Source organism: Mycobacterium shunyiense, from assembly GCF_058270035.1.
Genome location: NZ_JBZDPT010000007.1, coordinates 243162 through 263218 on the forward strand (window position 1 = coordinate 243162; position 20057 = coordinate 263218).

General features: G+C 67.5%; 13 protein-coding genes and 1 pseudogene. 5 read left to right on the forward strand and 9 right to left on the reverse strand.

Annotated elements, in window-relative coordinates; translation table 11 throughout:
- Positions 1 to 23 precede the first annotated feature (23 nt).
- From AC4ELS_RS07645 to eccCa, 6 genes and pseudogenes are all read right to left on the reverse strand, one after another.
- A complete protein-coding gene (locus AC4ELS_RS07645) occupies positions 24 to 320 on the reverse strand; it encodes a hypothetical protein (protein WP_448446385.1) in 297 nt (98 codons plus the stop codon).
- A gap of 4 nt (positions 321 to 324) precedes the next feature.
- Positions 325 to 789, reverse strand: a complete 465-nt coding sequence (locus AC4ELS_RS07650) for a YbaB/EbfC family nucleoid-associated protein (RefSeq protein ID WP_064959860.1) — start codon at positions 787 to 789, stop codon at positions 325 to 327.
- Positions 790 to 1034: 245 nt separating this feature from the next.
- Positions 1035 to 2429 (reverse strand): annotated as a pseudogene (locus tag AC4ELS_RS07655) (MinD/ParA family ATP-binding protein); the annotation flags it as partial.
- A gap of 162 nt (positions 2430 to 2591) precedes the next feature.
- Positions 2592 to 3974 carry a type VII secretion-associated serine protease mycosin gene (gene mycP / locus AC4ELS_RS07660; protein ID WP_498887074.1) on the reverse strand — a complete coding sequence of 461 codons (1383 nt, stop codon included), beginning with the start codon at positions 3972 to 3974 and terminating at the stop codon, positions 2592 to 2594.
- Entirely contained in the window at positions 3971 to 5410 is a 1440-nt protein-coding gene (gene eccD, locus AC4ELS_RS07665; RefSeq protein ID WP_499046616.1) for a type VII secretion integral membrane protein EccD, read from the reverse strand. Before eccD (AC4ELS_RS07665) ends, mycP begins: the two co-directional genes overlap by 4 nt.
- Complete coding sequence (gene eccCa / locus AC4ELS_RS07670) at positions 5407 to 9411, reverse strand: type VII secretion protein EccCa (RefSeq protein ID WP_448446380.1); 4005 nt, start codon at positions 9409 to 9411, stop codon at positions 5407 to 5409. The genes eccD (AC4ELS_RS07665) and eccCa overlap by 4 nt, the downstream gene beginning before the upstream one ends.
- Positions 9412 to 9439: 28 nt before the next feature.
- On the opposite strand from eccCa, the gene eccD (AC4ELS_RS07675) reads away from it, so the two are divergent.
- On the forward strand, positions 9440 to 10960 hold the full coding sequence (gene eccD / locus AC4ELS_RS07675; RefSeq protein ID WP_448446378.1) for a type VII secretion integral membrane protein EccD: 1521 nt from the start codon (positions 9440 to 9442) through the stop codon (positions 10958 to 10960).
- 9 nt (positions 10961 to 10969) lie between these two features.
- Here the strand turns inward: eccD (AC4ELS_RS07675) and eccB are convergent, their stop codons facing one another.
- Positions 10970 to 12469, reverse strand: coding sequence for a type VII secretion protein EccB (eccB, locus tag AC4ELS_RS07680; protein ID WP_448446376.1), 1500 nt, complete (start codon positions 12467 to 12469; stop codon positions 10970 to 10972).
- Positions 12470 to 12531: 62 nt separating this feature from the next.
- Here eccB and eccE point away from each other — a divergent pair, with 62 nt between their 5' ends.
- Positions 12532 to 14238, forward strand: a complete 1707-nt coding sequence (gene eccE / locus AC4ELS_RS07685) for a type VII secretion protein EccE (protein WP_448446374.1) — start codon at positions 12532 to 12534, stop codon at positions 14236 to 14238.
- Between the two features lie 15 nt (positions 14239 to 14253).
- A complete protein-coding gene (locus tag AC4ELS_RS07690; RefSeq protein WP_131812723.1) occupies positions 14254 to 14985 on the forward strand; it encodes a DUF5336 domain-containing protein in 732 nt (243 codons plus the stop codon).
- Here the strand turns inward: AC4ELS_RS07690 and AC4ELS_RS07695 are convergent.
- The gene (locus AC4ELS_RS07695) at positions 14959 to 16092 is read right to left on the reverse strand and encodes an acyltransferase family protein (RefSeq protein ID WP_448446372.1); all 1134 of its coding nucleotides are present in this window, start codon (positions 16090 to 16092) and stop codon (positions 14959 to 14961) included. The genes AC4ELS_RS07690 and AC4ELS_RS07695 overlap by 27 nt on opposite strands.
- Before the next feature lie 108 nt (positions 16093 to 16200).
- Here AC4ELS_RS07695 and AC4ELS_RS07700 point away from each other — a divergent pair, with 108 nt between their 5' ends.
- The gene (locus AC4ELS_RS07700; protein WP_448446407.1) at positions 16201 to 17670 is read left to right on the forward strand and encodes a glutamate-cysteine ligase family protein; all 1470 of its coding nucleotides are present in this window, start codon (positions 16201 to 16203) and stop codon (positions 17668 to 17670) included.
- An 18-nt stretch (positions 17671 to 17688) separates the two neighbouring features.
- Positions 17689 to 18369 carry a class I SAM-dependent methyltransferase gene (locus tag AC4ELS_RS07705; protein ID WP_448446370.1) on the forward strand — a complete coding sequence of 227 codons (681 nt, stop codon included), beginning with the start codon at positions 17689 to 17691 and terminating at the stop codon, positions 18367 to 18369.
- A 9-nt stretch (positions 18370 to 18378) separates the two neighbouring features.
- Here AC4ELS_RS07705 and AC4ELS_RS07710 read toward each other — a convergent pair whose 3' ends face one another.
- On the reverse strand, positions 18379 to 19965 hold the full coding sequence (locus tag AC4ELS_RS07710) for an HNH endonuclease signature motif containing protein (protein ID WP_499046621.1): 1587 nt from the start codon (positions 19963 to 19965) through the stop codon (positions 18379 to 18381).
- Between the last annotated feature and the right edge of the window lie 92 nt (positions 19966 to 20057).

Sequence of the window (20057 nt, forward strand, 5' to 3'; positions counted from 1 at the left end):
CAGCACGCCACCTCCAGTGACCGCTACGCCTGGTCGTTCAGTTCGAAGGAGTCCGCGGAACCCTTCAAACCGTCCGAGTAGTAGTCGAGCAGATCGGTCTTGACCACCACCGAACCGTCGACCCAATCCTTTTGTGCCAGATACCCCGCACTGCCTTTCGCGTACCCGTCACCCATCTTGTCGTCACCCCACGCGGCACCTTCGGCCATCAGATTCGATTGGAGGGTAGACAGCACGTTCTTCATCCTGACGCTCACATCGTTCAGGTTCCTCGAGGTCGCCCGCAGGTCAGAAGGTCCGACACCGAGCTCGTCAGCCATCGATTCAGCTCCTCACAGTGGGAAATGCGGATTCGTCGCGGTCGTCATCCTGGGGCTGACTCGCCTGGACGGCCGCATCGTCGTTGCCGAAGACGGATCTGGTCAGGTCGCGCAGGTCAGGTGCAGTGTCGGCGATGTCGGACAGTGACGGCATCATCCGGCGCCGTTCTTCGATCGGCATCATCAGGGCGGCCGAACGTTGTGCCACATGTTGCGCTGCGGCCTGCGCGGCCGCGGTGACGTGGCCACCGAGCTCTTCGAGCTCGTACTCCTCGAGATACGACTCGTCGATGACGGTTTCGATGACATGACCCCGGGCGTCGACCGTCACCTGGACCAGGCCGTCGGCCTCCTCGGCACTCGCGGTGAGCTGCGCCTGCTCGCGCTGTACTGCCGCAATATCCGCCATCTGCTCGGAGACCAAGGCCAGCACCTCGGTCATCTGATGCCGGAGGGCATCGTTACTCATTCCGGTCAGTGTTCCAGATTCACCCAGGCACTGCCACGTCGTTTGCCGAATTCGATTACGGCCGACCGTATTTGAGTGTTCGAACAATTAGGCTTGTGAAATTGCCATCCTCGCAATGCCACTCACAACGCAATTTGCCACCAGCGCGTAGATAACCGAGATCAACTCGACAGTCCGTGCCGATCGTCGATAGCTCCCATACCACGGGTCGTTCCATGCCTTCTTTGCCTCGGGCACGAAGTTGGTCACCGCTGCTGGGGCCCGCCGCGCAGCCGGGGAAACTTCTCCGCCACCGCCGCAGCCAATTCCAGATAGGCCTGCAGCGTGGCCGGATCCAGCAGGTCGAAGTCGACGTCGGCGCCCTCGGCCAGGTGCGGATCGAACGGGATCATGTGCACCGAGCGGCAGCGGGCCTCGAAGTGTTCGTAGACCTTGTCCAGCTTGAGCTTCGCCGACCCGGGCCGCGACGCACTGAGCACCACATGGGCTTCGCGGACCAGCGCCGAGTGTCCGTGCTGCATGAGCCAATCCAACGTTGCCGACGCACTGCGGGCCGCGTCGATGGCCGGCGAGCTGACCAGCACGATCGCATGCGCGAGATCGAGCACGCCCGCCATCGCCGAATGCATGATGCCGGTGCCGCAGTCGGTGAGGATGATGTTGTAGTAGCGACGCAGGATGCTGACGGTGCGGCGGTAGTCGGATTCGCCGAACACTTCCGACACGGCGGGCTCCTGCTCGCTGGCCAGCACTTCCAGGCGGCTGCCCGCCATCCGGGTGTGGCTGCGTACGTCGGCGTAGCGCTCGATGTTGGGATCCGACAGCAGGTCGCGCACCGTGGACTCGCTCGACACGTCCCGCACCCGTTCGGCCAGCGTTCCGCGGTCCGGGTTCGCATCCACCGCAATCACCCGGTCGTGGCGCATCATCGACAGAGCCGAGCCCAATCCCAGCGTGGTGGTGGTCTTTCCGACTCCACCCTTGATCGACAACACGGCGATCCGGAAGTCGCCGGCGATCGGCTGACGGATCTGGCCCAGCAGGTCGTCGCGCTCCCGATCTTTGCGCGATTCACCCGGGCTAACCCGTCCCGCACTGGCCAGATGCACCGCGCGGCGCCACCCGGAATGGGGCGCGGTGCGGGAACGGTTGAGGATCCCTGCGTCGTCGAGCGACGGCGGCACCGGTGAGTACTGCGGTGGCGGCACCGCGCCCGGCGGCTGTGCGACACCCGGCGGAAGCGGCGGCATGAAACCCGGCGGTGGCAGGAAGCCGGGCGGCGGCAACGGCAACGGCGGAAGGGGCGGCGGCGGTGGCACCGGCCGCACCGCCTCCGGCGGTAGGGCGTGCCGTGGCGGCAGTGGCGGAATCGGAATCAGCTCAGTCGGTTCGGCTGCCGGTGGTTCAGGCTCCGGCTCCGGCGCGACCTGCGGCGGCACCGGTTCCGGCTCGGGGCCGCGCGGCTCGTCGAGGTCGAACCGTTCCGCGAACTCCCGTGATCCGATCGAGCTGTGCATCTGCCACGGCGGCGGGGCGAGCCTACGGACCGGTGCAGCGGCCGGCGGAGGGGGTTCGGGAGCAGGCTCGGGTTCGGGAGCCGGAGCCGGCTTCGCAAAGGCATCGGTCACGTCGTCGGCTGGTGACGTGGCGGTGTGGATCTGCCGGGCCGATCGTTGCGCTGCAATCTGTTCCAGCAACGCGGCCGCCCGGGCCTCGACCTCGTCCAGTTCACCAGGAGCCAAATCGTCGAGCGATGTGGGCTCGCCGATCGGCCGATTCTCGTCCGGCATCTTTCCCCTAACTCACCTGGTCCGTCGCCGGGCAGCAGCTACCGCTACCGCCGCCACCATCAACGCAAGACACGCCGCGGTGACGGTGAAGACGATCCTGCGGGCCCGCACATTACCTGGATCAGGTTGCGGTGGCCCGCTGATCGGTGAAGAGGCCGTGACATCGCGACCGCCCGCTCCGGGTGGGAGCTGGTAGGTCAGTGCCGCGACCGGGTCCACGACTCCATAACCCGTGGCCTGGTTGGGTCCATTCCCGGGGGTCCGGGCGGTGCGTTCGATGAGATCCTTCACCTCGCCTGCGGTCAGGTTGGGATACCGCGACCGGATCAACGCCACCACACCCGATACGAACGGCGCCGCGAAGCTTGTGCCGTTCAGCGGGGCCAACCCCTGCTGGCCGAGCTGGGCATTGCTCAGTCCGGGCCCGCCCGGGTCCAGCGAGGTGACCCGCTCACCGGGGGCGGCCACCGCCACCCACGGCCCGTGCAGGCTGAAGTCGGCCGGGGTGGCCGATGTGGTGACTGCACCGACCGTCAGGACGTAGTCGGCGAACCAGGCCGGGCTGGCGATGGTGCTGACGCTGTTCCAGCCGTTGTCCAGCGGTTGGTTCGGATCGTTCATATTGTTCTGCGCGTTGCACATGCTCTGACTGTTGAAGTTGCCCGCGGCGGCCACCACCACGACATTGCGTTCGTGGGCGTAGCGCACCGCGCGCCCGAGTTCACGGTCGTCGAGGCCGGCCGAAACGGGTGCGCAGGCCACCTCCGACAGGTTGATCACCGTGGCACCGAGATCCACCGCACGGGTGATCGCGAGCGCCAGGGTGTGCGTGTTGCCGTAGCCGATCGACGTCGCGTTGGGATCGTCGTTCTGGCTGCTGCTCGTGCCCGCGACGCTGTAGGCGCCACTGTTCTGGCGGATCGACAGGATCGAGGCCTCGGGGGCGACCCCGGCGAAGCTGTCACCGTCGGCGGGTGTCGCGGCGATGATCCCGGCGACCAGAGTGCCGTGCGCGTCGCAGTCGACCAGGCCGTCGCTGCTCGACACATAGTCGCCGCCGGGCTCGAGTGCGGGCAGCCGGGGATGCCTGTTGACGCCGGTGTCGATCACCGCCACCTTCTGCCCGGCACCGCGGGAAAAGCGCCAGGCCCTGCGGTATTCGAGCATCGCCTCGGCGCTGGTCTGTTTGGTGAAGTCGGTGCCGGGCAGCACGCCGGTGGGGATGCCGCAGATCGCCTTCAGTTCGGTGGGCTGCGCGGGTGCGACGGGCCCGCTCGGTGGCGGTCCGGGCTCGACGACGGGCCGCGTCACGGCACCCGCCGGAGGCGCCCCGAAGCCTGCCAGCGCCACTGTCAGGACGACGGTCACCACCGCCGCGCACCGCCGAGCACTCACCAGCCGCCCAGCCGTTCGTACAGTCCGAGCGGCCACAGCGCCAGCGGAATCACCGCCGCCACGGCAAGATACTCGAGATACACCGCGGCCGAGCGCAGCCTTCTGCTGTCACGGACAGCTCCGCAGCCCACGCCGCCGACCGCGACCACGGCGAGTACGACGACCCCGGTGAGCTGCAACGGCCATACCCCGGACTGGGCCTGCACGCAGGTGATCAGCACGAGCCCCAGCGCAGGCACCCCGAGCGCCACCCGTTCCGGCCAGGTGGCCGCCCGGCGGACGTGCAAAGCCAGCACCGACGCACAGATGAGCGCGAAAGCGAAGGCAGCCCAACCTGTCTCGTCCCGCATCAGCACGGTCGCAGCGAGCAGCGTCACCGTCGCCGCACCGGCCAACAGGCCCGAACGGGTCAGCACCGCCGCATGCACCCTGGCCCACACCTGTTCCGCGCTGGGCATCGGAGTACTCGAAGGGGCCGGTCCTGCCGACGTTGTGAACGGGTCGTCGGTTCGCGACGGTTCGCTCGACGCCACCGGGTACTGATCGAGCCGTGCTGTCAACGCAGGCACCGCCAGACACCCGAACACCGAAACGACGGCGACGACCGTAGCCACCACCCCGACCGGCACACCCAACGCGCGGACCGCGAACGCCACGGTGCCGAATCCCAGCACGACCGCAGCGGCAACGTACGACCAGTGACCCGCACCGATCACCCGGTGACAGATCGCGGTGAGCCCCAACAACACTGCGCAGCCACCCGCGAGTCCGACGACACCGTGCGGTGCCGCCACCACCCAACCCGCCGCGGCGCCGACGGCGATCACCGACGGGCCGACCGCGGCGGCGATATCGGCCCGGCCCAGCATCCGGCGCGCGAGTGCGCCACCGGCCACCAGCGCCACGCTGGTCAGCGCTGCCGCACCCAATATCACCGGCCGGTGCACCGACAATGCCGGGGCGAGCAGGAGCACCACCCATACCGCCGAGCACAGCCACAACCCGGCGAAGGCCATCGTCCCCGCCGCGGTGGCATTCCACGCCGCGTACGAGGCCCGGTTCAGTCGGGCCGCCGCGTCCACCACGTCGTCGTACAGAGTGGGCGGGGACAACGCCCGGCGGGCCGAGAGATGCAGCAGCTCACCGTTTTCCACGCCGGCCTCGCGCAGGGTCCGATCCGGTTCCAGCACGCCGGCCCCACCGGCACGACTGAGCACCCAGAACGTCCGTCGCTCGTCGCGGTCGGCCAGGTCGTCACTGCGCTCGGCGTCTCGGGACTTGATCAACCGGGCCAGTTCCGGCAGGAACGCCGCCACCGGCACATCGGCCGGCAGCGCGACGTCGAGCTGGGTGCGGCCACCCACCACGGACACCCGTATCGCCTCGGGCGCCGCGGACACCACGTGCAGCTCGCGGAGCTCCTCGACCCCGGTCACAGGTCGGGCATCCGGGACAGCTGGACCACGCCGCTACGGGTGGTCCGAGAGACCAGCATGCCGCGGCCCGGAGGCATCGGTCCGGCCTTGTATCCGCCGAACAGACCGCCCTCGTCTCTGCTGCCGCTCATCACCAAACCGTTGCAGGACAGGTCTTTCAGACGCCCGACGATCGGATCCATCATCGCCCGCCCGGCACCACCGCTGCGCCGGGTGACCACGACACGCAGGCCGATGTCGCGGGCCTGCGGCAGATACTCGACAAGTGGGCCGAGCGGATGGCTCAGCGACCCGCCGGGGATCAGGTCGTAGTCGTCGATCATCACGAACAGGTCCGGCCCCGACCACCAGGAACGTTCCTTCAGCTGCTGCTGGGTGATGTCGTTGGGCGGCAGCCGATCCTTGAGGGCACCGGCCAGGGCCATCATCAGATCCGTACACGACTGCGGGGCCGTGGCATAGCCACCCAGGTACTCGTCGGGGACGACGCCCAGCATCGAGCGACGGAAGTCGACCAGGATGATCTTGGCCTCCACGGGGCTGGCGTTCTCCATCACGCCGGCCGCGATGTTGCGCAGCAGACCGGTCTTGCCGCATTCGGTGTCGGCGAAAGCGACCAGGTGGGGTTGGGAATCGAAATCCAAAACCACGGGTGCGAGTTCATCCTCGTCGATGCCGATCGCGATGCGGGCCTTGCTCAGTTGCCCGGCATCGCGCGCCACTCGTACGACGTCGTCGCGGTTCACGTCGTGCGGCAACATCCGTACCCTCGGCGCCTCGCGGTCCTGGTAGTGCGCGCGGACGGCCTCGACGGCACCGGCCACGCCGGCGGGCAGATCCTCCACCGCGGAACTGGAGTCGAGCCTGGGCAACCCGATCAGGATGTGCAGTCGCTCGGAGTTGATGCCGCGTCCGGGCCGTCCGATCGGCACCAGCTCGGCGGACCGCCGCGCCACCTCGCTGTCGATCGGATCACCGAGACGGAGCTCGACGCGGGTACCGAGCATGTCCTTGACCGCGGGCCGGATCTCCATCCAGCGTGATGCCGTGATCGCCAGGTGCACGCCGTAGGACAGACCCTGGACGGCCAGCGATTGGATCACCTGGTCGAGCGATTCGAAGTCGCTCTTGATCGACGCCCAGCCGTCGATGACCAGCACCACGTCACCGAACTTGTCCTGGCTCACCTCGCCTTTGGCCTTGCGCTGACGGAAATCCCGCATGGATTCGATGCCGAGTTCGCGGAAGAGCTGCTCGCGGGACCGCAACACCCCGGCGACCTCGGCGACGGTGCGCCGGATCGCGTCGGCGTCCATCCGGCCGGCCACCCCGCCGACATGCGGCAACTTGGCCAGGCTCGTCAGGGTGCCGCCACCGAAGTCCAGGCAGTAGAACTGCAACTGCTCGGGAGTGTGGGTCGCGGCGGCGGCCAGCATCAGCGTGCGCAGCGTGGTGGACTTGCCCGACTGCGGTCCACCGACCACCGCGACGTTGCCCTGGGCGCCGGACAGGTCGACCATCAGCACGTCGCGACGCTGATCGTAGGGGCGGTCCACCACGCCCATCGGCATCCACAACCGGCCGTTGACATTCGCCGGAGCCGCCCAATCGGAGTCCGGCAGAAGCTCGTTCACGGCGGGACTGTCGTCGAGCGGCGGCAACCACACCTCGTGGGCGGGCCTGCCATGGCCGCGTAGCCGGCTGACGACCATGTCGAGCAAAGTCTTCTTGGTGGGACCGACCGGAGCGGAATCCGCCTCGACCGGCGGCAGCGCCGAAGGCGCCTGGCCACGCTCGGGCACCGGATCCTTCTTGACCGGCGTCGCGGTGAACAGCTTCGGCGCGAGCGCACCCAGTTGGGTGACCCGACCGGTGCGCGCCGACACCCGCGGCTTGACGTACTCCCCCGAGACATAACACGCGTTGAACCGGATCGGTTCGGAGGCATCGCATTTCAGGAATGCCGATCCGGGGACGCTGGGCAGGTGATAGGCGTCCGGCACGCCGAGCACGCTGCGGGACTCGCCCGCTGAGAACGTCTTGAGGCCGATTCGGTAGGACAGGTGCGAGTCCAGGCCGCGCAGCTTGCCCTCCTCCAGTCGCTGCGAGGCCAGCAGCAGATGCATGTGCAGAGACCGGCCGAGCCGGCCGATCATCACGAACAGCTCGGCGAAATCCGGTTTCTGGGACAGCAGTTCGGAGAACTCGTCGACCACGATGAACAGGGCGGGCAGTGGCTCCAGGTCGGCGCCCGCCGCCCGGGCGCGCTCGTATTCGGAGACGTTCGGGAAATTGCCGGCAGCGCGCAGCAGTTCCTGGCGGCGGTTCATCTCACCGGCCAGCGCGTCGCGCATCCGGTCCACCATCGTCAGTTCGTCTTCGAGGTTGGTGATGATGGCCGCGATGTGGGCGATCCCGTCCAGACCGAGGAACGTGGCCCCGCCCTTGAAGTCGACCAACACCAGGTTGAGCTGTTCCGGCGAGTGCGACGTGATCATCGAAAGCACGAGCGTGCGCAGGAATTCGGACTTTCCCGATCCGGTGGCACCGATACAGAGCCCGTGCGGCCCCATCCCTCCCTCGGCCGCTTCCTTGATGTCGAGTTCGATGGGCTGCCCGTTCGGGGTGATCCCGATCGGGACCCGGAGCCGTTCTCGCAGAGACCGCTGTCGCCACACCTGTTCGGGCACGATCGCGGCGGCATCGGGGATCTTCAACAGCGCCATCAGGCCGGGGTCGACGGCCCGCGAATCGGCCTCCAGGCTGACGATGTGCGCGGCGTTCGCCGGGCGGTAGCGCCCGATCCGCCGTGCCGTGGTCTCGGCCTCGGCGATCGTGATGGTGTCCGGGGTGGCGAACCGTTCGACCCCCACTGCGGTGCGGGCGGCCACGTCGTCACCCTCGACCACCAGTTGCAGGCTGCGCCGTGCCGAGGCCCCGGGTCGCAGGCCGTTGAGGTCCAACAGCGTCACACTGTCCAGGCCGGCGTCGGTGATCAACTGCTCGTCGCCGGTGACGAATCCGTCGTCGAGTACGACCACGAGTTGCTTGAGCCCCTGGGTCGGCTGCGCGTTGCGGGTGAACCGGCCGCGTTCGGCCAGCTCGGACGACAGTGCGGTCTCCATCAGCTCCAGCGTGGGGAACAGCAGCCGCATCGAACCCATACCGTCGCGGGTGACCGCATGCTGCGCGTGCGGCAGCCATTTGACCCAGCTCCAGTTCTCCCCGTCGGGGTTGGCCGTGACGATCGCCACCTGCACATGATCGGGCCCGTGAAAGGCGCACAGTTCCAACACCATCGAGCGCACCAACTGCCGCGCGAGCGCACGTTCGCCTTCGAAGGTGATGGTGGGAAACGCCCGCAACGACACCGCGGTCGGCAGCGCGTGCACCACCGAATGGGTCTTGACGAACCGGCGCAGCGCCACCGTCGACACCGGCTCGAGGTCCTCCGGCGGTCCGGTCTCGGGCGCCATCAGCCGGGTCGCCAACCGGTGGGTCCCGATACCGACCCGGATATGGCAGTAATCCGCGTCGCTGGGCCGCCGCTCCCACATCCGACGGGTGCCCACCACATCGGTCAACGCACGCGGATCCGGATGGCTCCACTCCAGCGCCGTGCGTTGTTCGGCGCCGGTGGTATCGGCCTCCTCGCGAAGATTCGCCAGATAACTGAAGTAGTCCTTGCGTTCCTCGTTGAGCTCGGCTGCGGCTTTGCCATTTCGGTTTCCGCCGCCCATGAACATGCCGACCATCGACATGATCATCATCATCGGAAAGAGCAGGAACATCGGGCTTCTGGCCATGTCCCGGCCTCCGACCGTGACCATCAACGCGATCATGCCGATGACCGCCACCAGCATCACGAACGGCATCAGGCGCATCGCCAGGTTGCCCGGGATGGCACGCGGAACCTCGGGCGGTGGGGCCAGGCTGACCTCGCCACCGGGCATCCGCGGCGGGGCCACCCGAAGTCGGCGGACGAATCCCTGCGTACTCAACCTGCCCTCCCGGAAGCTGCCGTGCCGGATGCTGGGTATTGTTCGGGTCAGCAATCCCATTGCGCAGGAGGCCGACTGGATTGTGACCCTACTTGAGTCAGAGCTCGAAGCCGAAGCTGAACCCGAACTCAGCCGATTGACCTTGGTAGTCGGCGAACTGAACATCGATGTCGGGCTGCCTGCCCACGTCAGCATCGCCCAATACATTCCCGATGTCATCGATATCGCGAATGAACAAATCTCCGCGAGTGACTCGGTCATCGAATTTGACGCCGCCGACGGACATTGGACGTTGGCACCGCTGGGCGGCGAACCGATCGCCCCGCACCTGTCCCTCGGTGAGGCCGGCATCTACGACGGCGACCTGCTGATGATCTGCGCGGTGGGCCAGCCGGTCAGTCCACTGCTGTTCGACGACGTCGACGACACCCAGACCGGCGAGCAGGGAACCGTACGCAGCTGGGTCGCAGGCAACGCGTCCGCATTGGCCGGCTTCGGCGTCACCGCGGCTGCCGCCGTGACGCTGGCTTCGGTGTTGCCGCATTGGGTGGCCCGCCCCGTGGTGCCCGCCGCTGCGCTGACCCTCGGCGTGCTGGGAATGGTGCTGGCCTGCCTGGTGGCGCACCGGTCAGCGGCCACCCCGAGGGCGGCCTGGACCACCGCGGTGTCTGCACCGCTGGTGTTCGCCGGCTCGCTGTACGTGGTGCCCGACGGTTCCGGCGCCACGTCACTGCCGATGGCGTTCGCCCTCACCGCGTTCGGCGCCCTGCTGGTACGCCTGGTCTCGGGAACCGGATCCGCCGTGTATACGGCGATCATCGCGGCCGGTGCTTTCGGCGGCGTCAGTTCGGCCGCAATGTTGCTGTGGCAGCCGCCCGTCCGCACGGTCGGAGCTTTGCTCGCGACGGTGTCCGTTATCGTCGTCTATCTCGCCCCGCGCGTGACCATCGGCTTGTCGAAACTGCCCATTCCCCGTGTCCCGACAGCAGGCGAACCGCTCGACGACATCGAGACCCAGGGCGGTCCCACTGTCGAGGGCGTAAACGCGATCGGCAAGCAGATCATCCCCACGGAGGAGGATCTGATCAGCCGGGTTCGGCGGGCCAACCAGCATCTCACCGGGATTCTGGTCGCCGCCGCACTGGCCGCCGTGGTGGGCTGTTATCTGGCGGTGGACGTCGGCAACGGCTTCTACTGGCAGGGAACGGTTTTCGCCTTCATGGTCGCGACAGTGCTGTGTCTACGCGGCCGCGGTCACCATGATCTGGTGCAGTCGGCGACGCTCATCGGCAGCGGGCTGACGATCGCCGTCGCCGTGGTCCTCAAGACCGCGGTGAACGTCGAGGGGTGGCAGGTCCGCGCGGTGGTCGTGCTGCTCGCGCTCATGCTGCTGATCCTGGCATGCGGGCTGGCCGCACCGTTGCGCGAGTTCTCCCCGGTGATGCGCCGTCAGGTCGAGATACTCGAATACATCGCCGTCGGATCGCTTTTCCCGTTGTGCTTCTGGATCATTCGGGTCTACGCGTTCTTCCGCGAGATGCGCCTCTAGAACGCCCGGTCAGCGCGCTGACACCTTCGCGCTGTCCGGATCGGCGGCCATGCCGTCGTGCGCGACCAGCGCCGCTTCCTGGGACAGTTCCGGCCCAGGCGGCAACAGCGATATGACCGCCCACGGTGCCCACTGCGGGGCATTGGCCGGACCGTCGGCAACCTTGACCCCGCTGACCCCGAGCGCATCGGCCGTCGGCAGATCCTTGATGTGGTACCGCACCCCGGTATCGGAGACGTAGAACAGCTGGCCCGCCGAGCGGCTGTCGGGGTCGTTTCCGGTGGCCTGCACGTACTCCCCGGCCCCCGGCTTCAGATACACCGAGTCCACGGCAGCTCCGGTGCCATCGGCACTGGCCAGCCGCACCGTCTGCGCCCCCTCGGTGGTGGGAAGCCGGTGCCCGACCAGCAACCGAACCTCGGCCCGCGCATCGGTGTTGGACCGTTGCCAACCCATGCACGCCACCCGATCGGGGTCAGGCGACACGATCCGGGGCGACACCAGCGGGTAGTGGTCGACCGGCAACCGGTGCACGGTCGGCACCTCGGCGAGCGTGGCCGGGGCGATCTCGGCAGCCTGCCCGGTGGCCACCTCGCCGGACGCGCCGTACCGGATGATGTCGGCCGTGGCCTGCGAAACCGGCTGCAGACCTTCGCGCAACACGACGTAGAGCTGTTCGCCGCGGGAGTCGACGGACTTCACGATGGCGCCGACGGGGTGGTCGGGCCCGAGCGGGCCGGGCTCCCCCGAGCCCTGGATCAGCACCGGCGTGATCGGATCCACCAGCGGGAAGGTGTTGAGCAGGGACAACGACATCGGTCGAGTGGTGGCACCTTGGAGGTGGAGTCCGTTGACCAGAACCGGATCTGACACGTCGAGCGGGGCGCGCACGCCGCGGTAGACGAGGTAGGTGGTTCCACCGGTTTCGGTGAGGATGGCTTCGGCGGGGTCGACCGGGCGGATGCCGTCGTCGAGCACCGGATCGTTGGCCAGCACAGTGGTCTGCAGGCTGGGCGTGCCGGTGGTCTCGGTGACCGCGGGGGTCAGCAGGTTGTCGCACACGGTCCACGACGACATCGCCAGGTCGTCGCCGCCGTTGATGCCCGCGGGGGCACCGACGATGCCGACCATGGGGCCGCGAGGTACGGCGTCGAGAAATTTGTCGTCGACCTGCTTGGGGCTGTCGTTCCGACCGACGATCAGCCGTGCCGACGCCAGATTCAGTACCGGATGGATCTGATCACCGATCCGCACGAACGGCGCACCACTGGACTTGCTCAGCACGATCTGCGCGTCCCCGATATTGGGGGTGGGCTTGAAGAACGCCATCACGGCCGCCGCTCCGGTGATCAGAACAGCGATCACCGCTCCCACGATCAGGGCTCTCGTCTGCCCCCGCATGGGGTCGTGAATCATCCGCGAATCGCCCCGGATGAGCGCATGCTCGAGGCGGCGGAGCAGGAAACGATAGCCGTTCACTTGGGCGCGAGTGGTAACTTGCGCTGGCATGCGTAGGGTATAGCACGTCCGCACCACCTCGACATGACAACCGAGGGGCAATTTGAAATGCGATGCGTCCATTGGCTTTCGCAGCAAAGCTGACTGCCGCCGGGGATACCGGTCCGCAGCGGGTCGTCCCCCTGGTCGACCTGATCGCCCTGCAAATACTCGTCGTCGTCGGCATCGCCGTCGCGCTGGGACTGGGCCGGCCCGGCTGGCAGGGTGCGGTCGGGGGCCTGGTGGTGGGCCTTCTACTCGTCGCCCCGATTGCCAGAGGCACGACAGCACCCCGGGCACTGGCGTTGCGCGGGAGGTTCCAACGCAACCGACGACGACGCACCGGTAAATCTGCGCCCGCGTCAGTGCCTGCCGAACCGTTCGACGTGCCGACCCCCGACGGTCAGCAGATCGGATTCCGTTGGAACGGCGCAACTTTGCTGTCGTTGCTCAAGATCGACGAAAACCCCAGGGCGTTGACGGTTTTGGAGCCGGGCGTCACCGTTTCCGGCGAGATGGTCCCCGTGCAGGCCCTGCTGGACTGTCTGCGTCAATTCGACATCACGCTGGAGTCCATCGACATCATCAGCCAGGGCGCCCGCTCGGCCGGCCACACCGACGTCGCCGCGGTGTATGACTCCGTGCTGGGACCGCTGCCCGCGATCGCGCAGCGCACCGTGTGGATTGCCGTGCGGTTCAACCCGTCACGATGCGCAGAGGCGGTCCGGCGCCGGGGTGGCGACCGCGACGGCATCCTGCGTGCCGCCACCACCGCGACCCGCCGCGTCGCCAATCGCCTGGCCGAGGCGGGCCTGCAGCCCCAGTTCCTGTCCGCGAGCGGCATCGCGGCGGCGACCAATCAGCTCAGCGATGGGATCAGTCTCGCCACCGTCGAGGAAACCTGGGAGGACTGCCGCGAAGGCCAGTTCCGGCTGTCCAGCTTTGCCGTGCAGCCGAACATGCTGACCACGGCCGGCCTCGGGTTGTTGTGGACGGTGCCGAGTTACTCCACCACCGTGTGTCTGTCGCTGCGTGAGGCCGCCGATCACGGCAGCGAGGAAGACCTGGTCCAGGTGCGCGGTCTCGTCCGCTTCGACAGCGACGTGCGCGTCCCCACCCAGTTGCGCGGCCTCACCCCACTGCACGGCCAGCAGTTCTCGGCGCTGGCCGCCACGCTGCCGATCCCGGCGGTTCCCGGTGCCCGGCAGATCGAGCACTGGGCATCCGGCCTCCGCGCCGACGCGCTCAGTGGGCTCGCGCTGCCCGCCTCGGGCTGCGGCCAGGTGATCGGCGCGGACCAGGAGGGGCGGGCGGTGGCGCTGCCGCTGTTCGGTCCGCAGATCCGTCGGGTGGAGATCGTGGGCACCCTGCACCTGGCTCAGCAGGTGGTGCTGCGCTCATTGGCGTTGGGGGCCCGGGTGCTGGTGCACAGCCGACGTCCGGCCTTCTGGCGCGACATGGTCGAGGTGGTCGGGCGCCATGACCTGCTGTGGGTGGCCGACTTCAATCGGCGCGCCATTCAAGCGGGCTCGGAGCGCAACTACACCGTCGAGATGTTCGACGGTGTACCGGAGCAACCGGTGCGGATCGGCGTCACCGCCATGGTCGTCGCCCCGCCGAACACCCGGCCATCCGACCAGGCCGACGTGGTCCTCGACCTGATCTCGCTGGAACACGACACCGTCAAGGTCAGCACCCAGGCCGGCTCGGCAGTCGTCACGATGGTGGCCACCGACGACGAGATGCGCTATCTGAGAGCATCCGCGAACAGCATCGACTGATGTGAAGGAGTGATCGTGGTCAATCCGCTTCACCGCAACCTGTCCATCCTGGTGGTGGTGCTGGGCCTGGCCGGCTACGGCGTCAGCTTCGGACCGGCAGCCGCCGGCGGCGGCAACGACTGGCACGTCCGGTTCGCCGTGCTGGCAGCCCTGACCGCCGCTATCGGATTGCTGCCCAACCAGACTGGCCGCCCGTGGCTCAGCGCCCTCCTGGCTGCCGCGGGCTTTCTCGACGCGCTGTCCAGCGTCGTCACCGCAGGCTCGGGCTGGGCGCTGACCACGATCGTGATACTCAACGGACTACAGGTGGCGGCGGCCGCTGCGGTCCTGTGGCTCGCACCGCAGCCGGCCGCAACCACTGCCACCGGCGGATACGAAGCCTACCTCGACTACTACAACCAGGCCGTACAGCAGTATTACCAGCAGAGCGCTGTGGCACAACCAGATTCGGCGCAGCGTAGTGCCTACGGGCAGGCCTACGGCCAGGCGTACGCCCAGTCCTATGCCCAGGCGCCGGCTACCGGTACGGGCGCTGCGCGGGCCACCCAACAAGCAGCCCAGTACGGCGACTACGCCGATCTGCTTTCGCCACAACAGGATTACGGCAGGACCAACGCCGCAGCGCCGGCCCAGCCCGAAGGATCCGTCGCCCCACCCGGGCGCGCCGGAGCGGGACCGGCCCAGTCACCCGCCGCGCACGTGCCCTACCGCGCCGACGAGTCAGCGCGGCCGGGTCAACCGATGTAGTAGCCAGGCGAAGGGCACCGTGACCACCAACGTCACGAGGAACAACACGGTCGCCGAACCGGTGTACACGTGCCAACCCAGCACGTACTGCATCACCAGATCCATGGTGACCACGTGCAGCAGAAAGATCTCGTAGGAGATCTCCCCCAGCCACACCATGGGACGGCTGCCCATCACCCGCGCGTACAGTCCGTTGTCGCCCAACGCCAACGGAGCCACCACAAGCGTCGCGATGAGCACGTAGAACATCGTCTTCGCCACGTCCTCACTCACGCCGAGGGTGAGCGCCGTGGTGGTACCCGCGATCGGGGTCGAGACCACCAGATAGCAGGCCAGCGCCAGCGGCAGCGCCGCCATGGCATAGCAACGCACGCCCATCGTCGCCAGTACCGCCAGCATCATCCCCCCGACGAACCAGACCAGATAGTGCGGCAGCCAGGCCCCACCACCCACCGGCAGCCAGTCGGTGTTGTGCAGCACCACCAGCCAGAGCGGGCTGATCGCAGCCAGGCCGGTCAGCCCGACCAGCAGCAGCACCGGCCGAAACCGCCTGCGACACAACACCACCAGCAGCAGGTAGGCCAGCAGCGGCAGCACCGCATAGAACGCGACTTCGACCGCCAGGCTCCACATCTGGCTCAACCCCTGGTGCAGATACTCCGTGAAGTAGTTGTCGCTGTAGATCTGGGTCAGCGTCAGGTTGCGCAGCAGGCCGGTCCAGGTGTGGCCGGGATTGGGTTCTACGGGTCGCAGCTCGTAGATGCCGTAGACGAGCAGAACGGTGACGACGTAGGCGGGCATGATGCGCCGGAACCGGTTTCGCGCATAACGGCGGACGCTCGGCGCGCCGGAGTCGGCGCCGGCCGCCCGCACCCACGGACGGAACAACAGCAACCCCGAGAGTACGAAGAAGATCGCCACCCCGACCTCGAGGCGCGCGCTCATCAAACCCACGTACCCCTGTGAGAGCAGCCCGGTGCCGTACGCAGCGTGGGTTCCCATGACCGTCAGTGCGGCAACCGCGCGCACCCCGGTGAGCGACGCGACACGATCCGCGTGCGAGACCTGCTCGAGTCCGCCCTGATCGTCGTCCACATCTGAGGTCACCGGGTCAGTATGCGACCGAAGCCCCTCGGTCCAGTTCGATGACCCGGTCGCCGAGTCAATATGCGCGTTCGGTTGCGCGGACCCGCCTCGGCGTTGTTGCATCGCGGTGTGGGTGAAGAGGTCAGTAACACCGAGTTCAGCCGCGCGCACCGGCAGGAGTACCGGCGCAAGGTGCAGCTGTGCCTGGACGTCTTCGAGACCATGCTGGCGCAGTCGAGTTTCGAGTTCGAGCGTCCGCTCACCGGCATGGAGATCGAGTGCAACCTCGTCGACAACGATTACCAGCCCGCCATGACCAACCAGGAGGTGCTCGCCTCCATCGCCGATCCGGCCTACCAGACCGAATTGGGCGCTTACAACATCGAATTCAACGTTCCACCACGTCCGCTGCCCGGCCGGGCCGCGCTCGAACTGGAGAACGAGGTGCGGCTCAGCCTCAATGCCGCGGAGACCAAGGCCAACGAGGATGGTGCGCACATCGTGATGGTGGGCATCCTGCCCACGCTGATGCCCGAGCATCTGTCTGGCCCGTGGATGAGCGAGTCGACGCGATATCAGGCGCTCAACGACTCGATCTTCACCGCCCGCGGCGAGGATATGCCGATCGACATCTCCGGACCGGAACGGCTCAGCCTGCAATCGGCGTCGATCGCCCCGGAGTCCGCGTGCACGAGCATGCAGTTGCACCTGCAGGTGTCCCCCGCCGATTTCGCCCGCAACTGGAACGCGGCCCAGGTGCTGGCCGGGCCGCAGCTGGCGGTCGGCGCCAACTCGCCCTATTTCTTCGGCCATCAGCTGTGGGCCGAGACCCGCATCGAGCTGTTCACCCAGTCCACGGACACCCGGCCCGACGAGCTCAAGGCTCAGGGCGTCCGGCCCCGGGTCTGGTTCGGCGAACGGTGGATCACCTCGATCTTCGACCTGTTCGAAGAGAACGTGCGGTACTTCCCGTCCCTGTTGCCCGAGCTGTCCGACGAGGACCCGGTGGCCGAACTCGCGGCGGGCCGGGCACCGCAGCTGGCCGAGCTGCGGCTGCACAACGGGACCATCTACCGGTGGAACCGCCCCGTCTATGACGTGGCGGACGGTGTCCCACATCTGCGCGTCGAGAACCGTGTACTGCCCGCCGGCCCGAGTGTCGTCGACATGCTGGCCAACGCGGCGTTCTACTACGGCCTGCTGCGGACACTGTCCGAGGAGGACCGGCCGCTGTGGACCAAGATGAGCTTCGCCGCGGCCCACCACAACTTCGTCGAGGGCGCTCAGCACGGGCTCGACGCCCGGCTGTACTGGCCCGGCCTTGGCGAGGTGACGCCCGACGAGTTGGTGCTCCGCAGGCTGCTGCCGATGGCGCACGACGGGCTGCGCCGCTGGGGTGTGGCAGCGGAGGTGTGCGACCGCTATCTGGGGGTCATCGAGGGCCGTGCGAAGACCGGCCGGACCGGGTCGACGTGGCAGGTCGCGACGGTCCAGGCCCTCCAGGCACAGGGGTTGACCAGGCCCCAGGCGTTGGCCGAGATGCTACGACGCTATGTGCAGCGGATGCACAGCAACGAGCCCGTTCATACCTGGGATTGAGACGCGTACGTTGGAGGAATGACATCTGGACAGGTCTTGGACTGGGATGGCGCGTACAAGGGGGAAGCAGGTTTCGAGGGTCAGCCGCCGTGGAACATCGGTGAGCCACAACCCGAGCTTGCGGCGCTGCACCGGGCCGGGAAGTTCGAGAGCGACGTGCTCGATGCGGGCTGTGGGCATGCCGAGTTGTCACTGACCCTGGCGTCCGACGGTTACACCGTCGTGGGGCTGGATCTGAGCCCGACGGCGATCGCCGCGGCCAACAACGCCGCGCAGGTGCGCGGGCTGTCGACGGCCAGTTTCGCCCAGGCCGACATCACCTCGTTCACGGGCTACGACGGCCGGTTCCACACCGTGGTCGATTCGACGCTGTTCCACTCCCTGCCGGTCGAAGGCCGCGACGGGTACCTGCGCTCCATCCACCGGGCCTCGGCGCCGGGCGCGCACTACTACGTGCTGGTGTTCGCCAAGGGCGCGTTCCCCGCCGAGTTGGAGACCAAGCCGAACGAGGTGTCCGAAGAAGAGCTGCGCACCGCGGTGTCGAAGTACTGGGAGGTCGACGACATCCGGCCGGCCTTCATCCATGCCAATGCCACGGCGGTGCCCGCGGATGTTCCGTTCGAAATGCCGCCACATGACCGTGACGAGAAGGGCCGGATCAAGTTCCCGGCGTTCCTGCTGACCGCGCACAAGGGTTGACCTACCCGTCTAGAACGGTGGGTCCTCCGGGTCCAGCGGCGGTGGTGGGGGCGCTTCCCAATCCGGAGGTAGTTCTTCGGGTTCGAATGGGTCGTTGATCCAGAGACAGTACGGGCTGGTGCTCGGCTCATCGCCTTTGAACAGCTTCAGGGTGGCCCGCATCCGGTTCCGGTTGCGGCGCCGGTCGAGTTCTTTGCGCCGGGCCTTCTGGGTGTAGCGGTAAGCCTCGTTGACCGGCCGCAACCGTCTGTTCTTCGCCCGATTCTGCTCGATGCGCGCCGCGCGGCTCAGCTTCGGCGGACGCGCCGGGCCGGGCTGCGTGCACGGAGCCGACGCGAAGCTGTTGAACAGGTCCGCTCCGCCCGGTGTCGTGCGGTAGGTCTTGCCTGACGGCGATGTCCACACCACGCTGCCGTCGGGGTACTGGGTGTCGCTCCAGCCGCCAAATGTCTTGAGCCGGTGATGAAAACGGCACAGGCATTTCAAGTTGGCCGGCACCGTGAACCCACCACGGGCAGGATTGTCGTGGTCGAACGGCACCGTATGGTCAACGTCGCAGTCCTCAGCCGGGTGTTCACAGCCCGGGAAGCGGCACGTCAGATCGCGGCACCGGACCCAGCGCTGCACCGACACCGTCGGTTGGTAACGGAGCGCCGCCGCGGTATCCACGTCCGGTTCGGTCACCAACCGCGTTGTGGCGTCGGCGGCGAGTTCACGGACCAGATCTGCATCGATCACTCCGTAGCCAAACACGTAACCCGGCGCCGTCCCGGCGCCCACCACCGTGTCGCGCTCGGCGATCACGTTGAACACCACCGGCGGCGATGACGGTTCCGGCTGCGGGGCCGCCGCGCGGGTAGGACACTCGGCGCGGCCGCACTCACACGACAGCTCTCGTCCCTCCGCCAGGGCCTCAATCGCATCAGCGCGGCGCTGGTCGTTACCACGAGGATCTATCGGGCACAGCCTGGCCGACATCTCCGAAAGCTTTGCGTCAAAGGTCAATCCGGCACGAGTCGTGACGACGGCGTCGATCTTGGCGGTGCCGTCGCCACGCGGACTCACCTTGACCCGGCGTCGATCGGTGGCGTGTTCGCGTTGAGCGATCGCGGCCGGATCCAACCGCTTCACCTTGGCATCTACGGTGGTGGTGATACGCCCGTCAGACCAGCACTGCCATCCACTGACTTGCTCAGCCAGCTCCGCATCGATCTGGGCCATCGCCTTCGATGTGACGAACCGGGTGCGTGCGATCACTATTTCCACTGTGCGCCAGTCTGTCTGCCCCTCGGCCAACACAGCACCCAACCGAGGCAACTGATCACGCAGCGTCTCAGCCTGAGTGACCAAGCGGCTTGCCGCGGCCGCGGTCAGGTTCAACGCTGCACCCACTTCAGCACTGGCGCGGGCAAAACCGGTGAGGATCATGTAGTTCGGGTGAACACCCTCGACATTGAGTTCGGCGGTCCGCTGCACCAACAAGTCCGCCACCGCCGCCATCCGAGCGGCGATCAACTGAGCCTCGGCGCGGGCCCCACAAGTGAGGGCATCAACGAGCCGGCCCGGCGATCCCGGATCGAACTCGACTTCGAACATGTGTGGCGCTCCTAGTGTTCTAGTGGGCGCTTTTCTGCTGTTCAGCGGTGTTTTCGATTGAAGCTCAAGCGTTCTCGGCGTGTCCGCGCTGC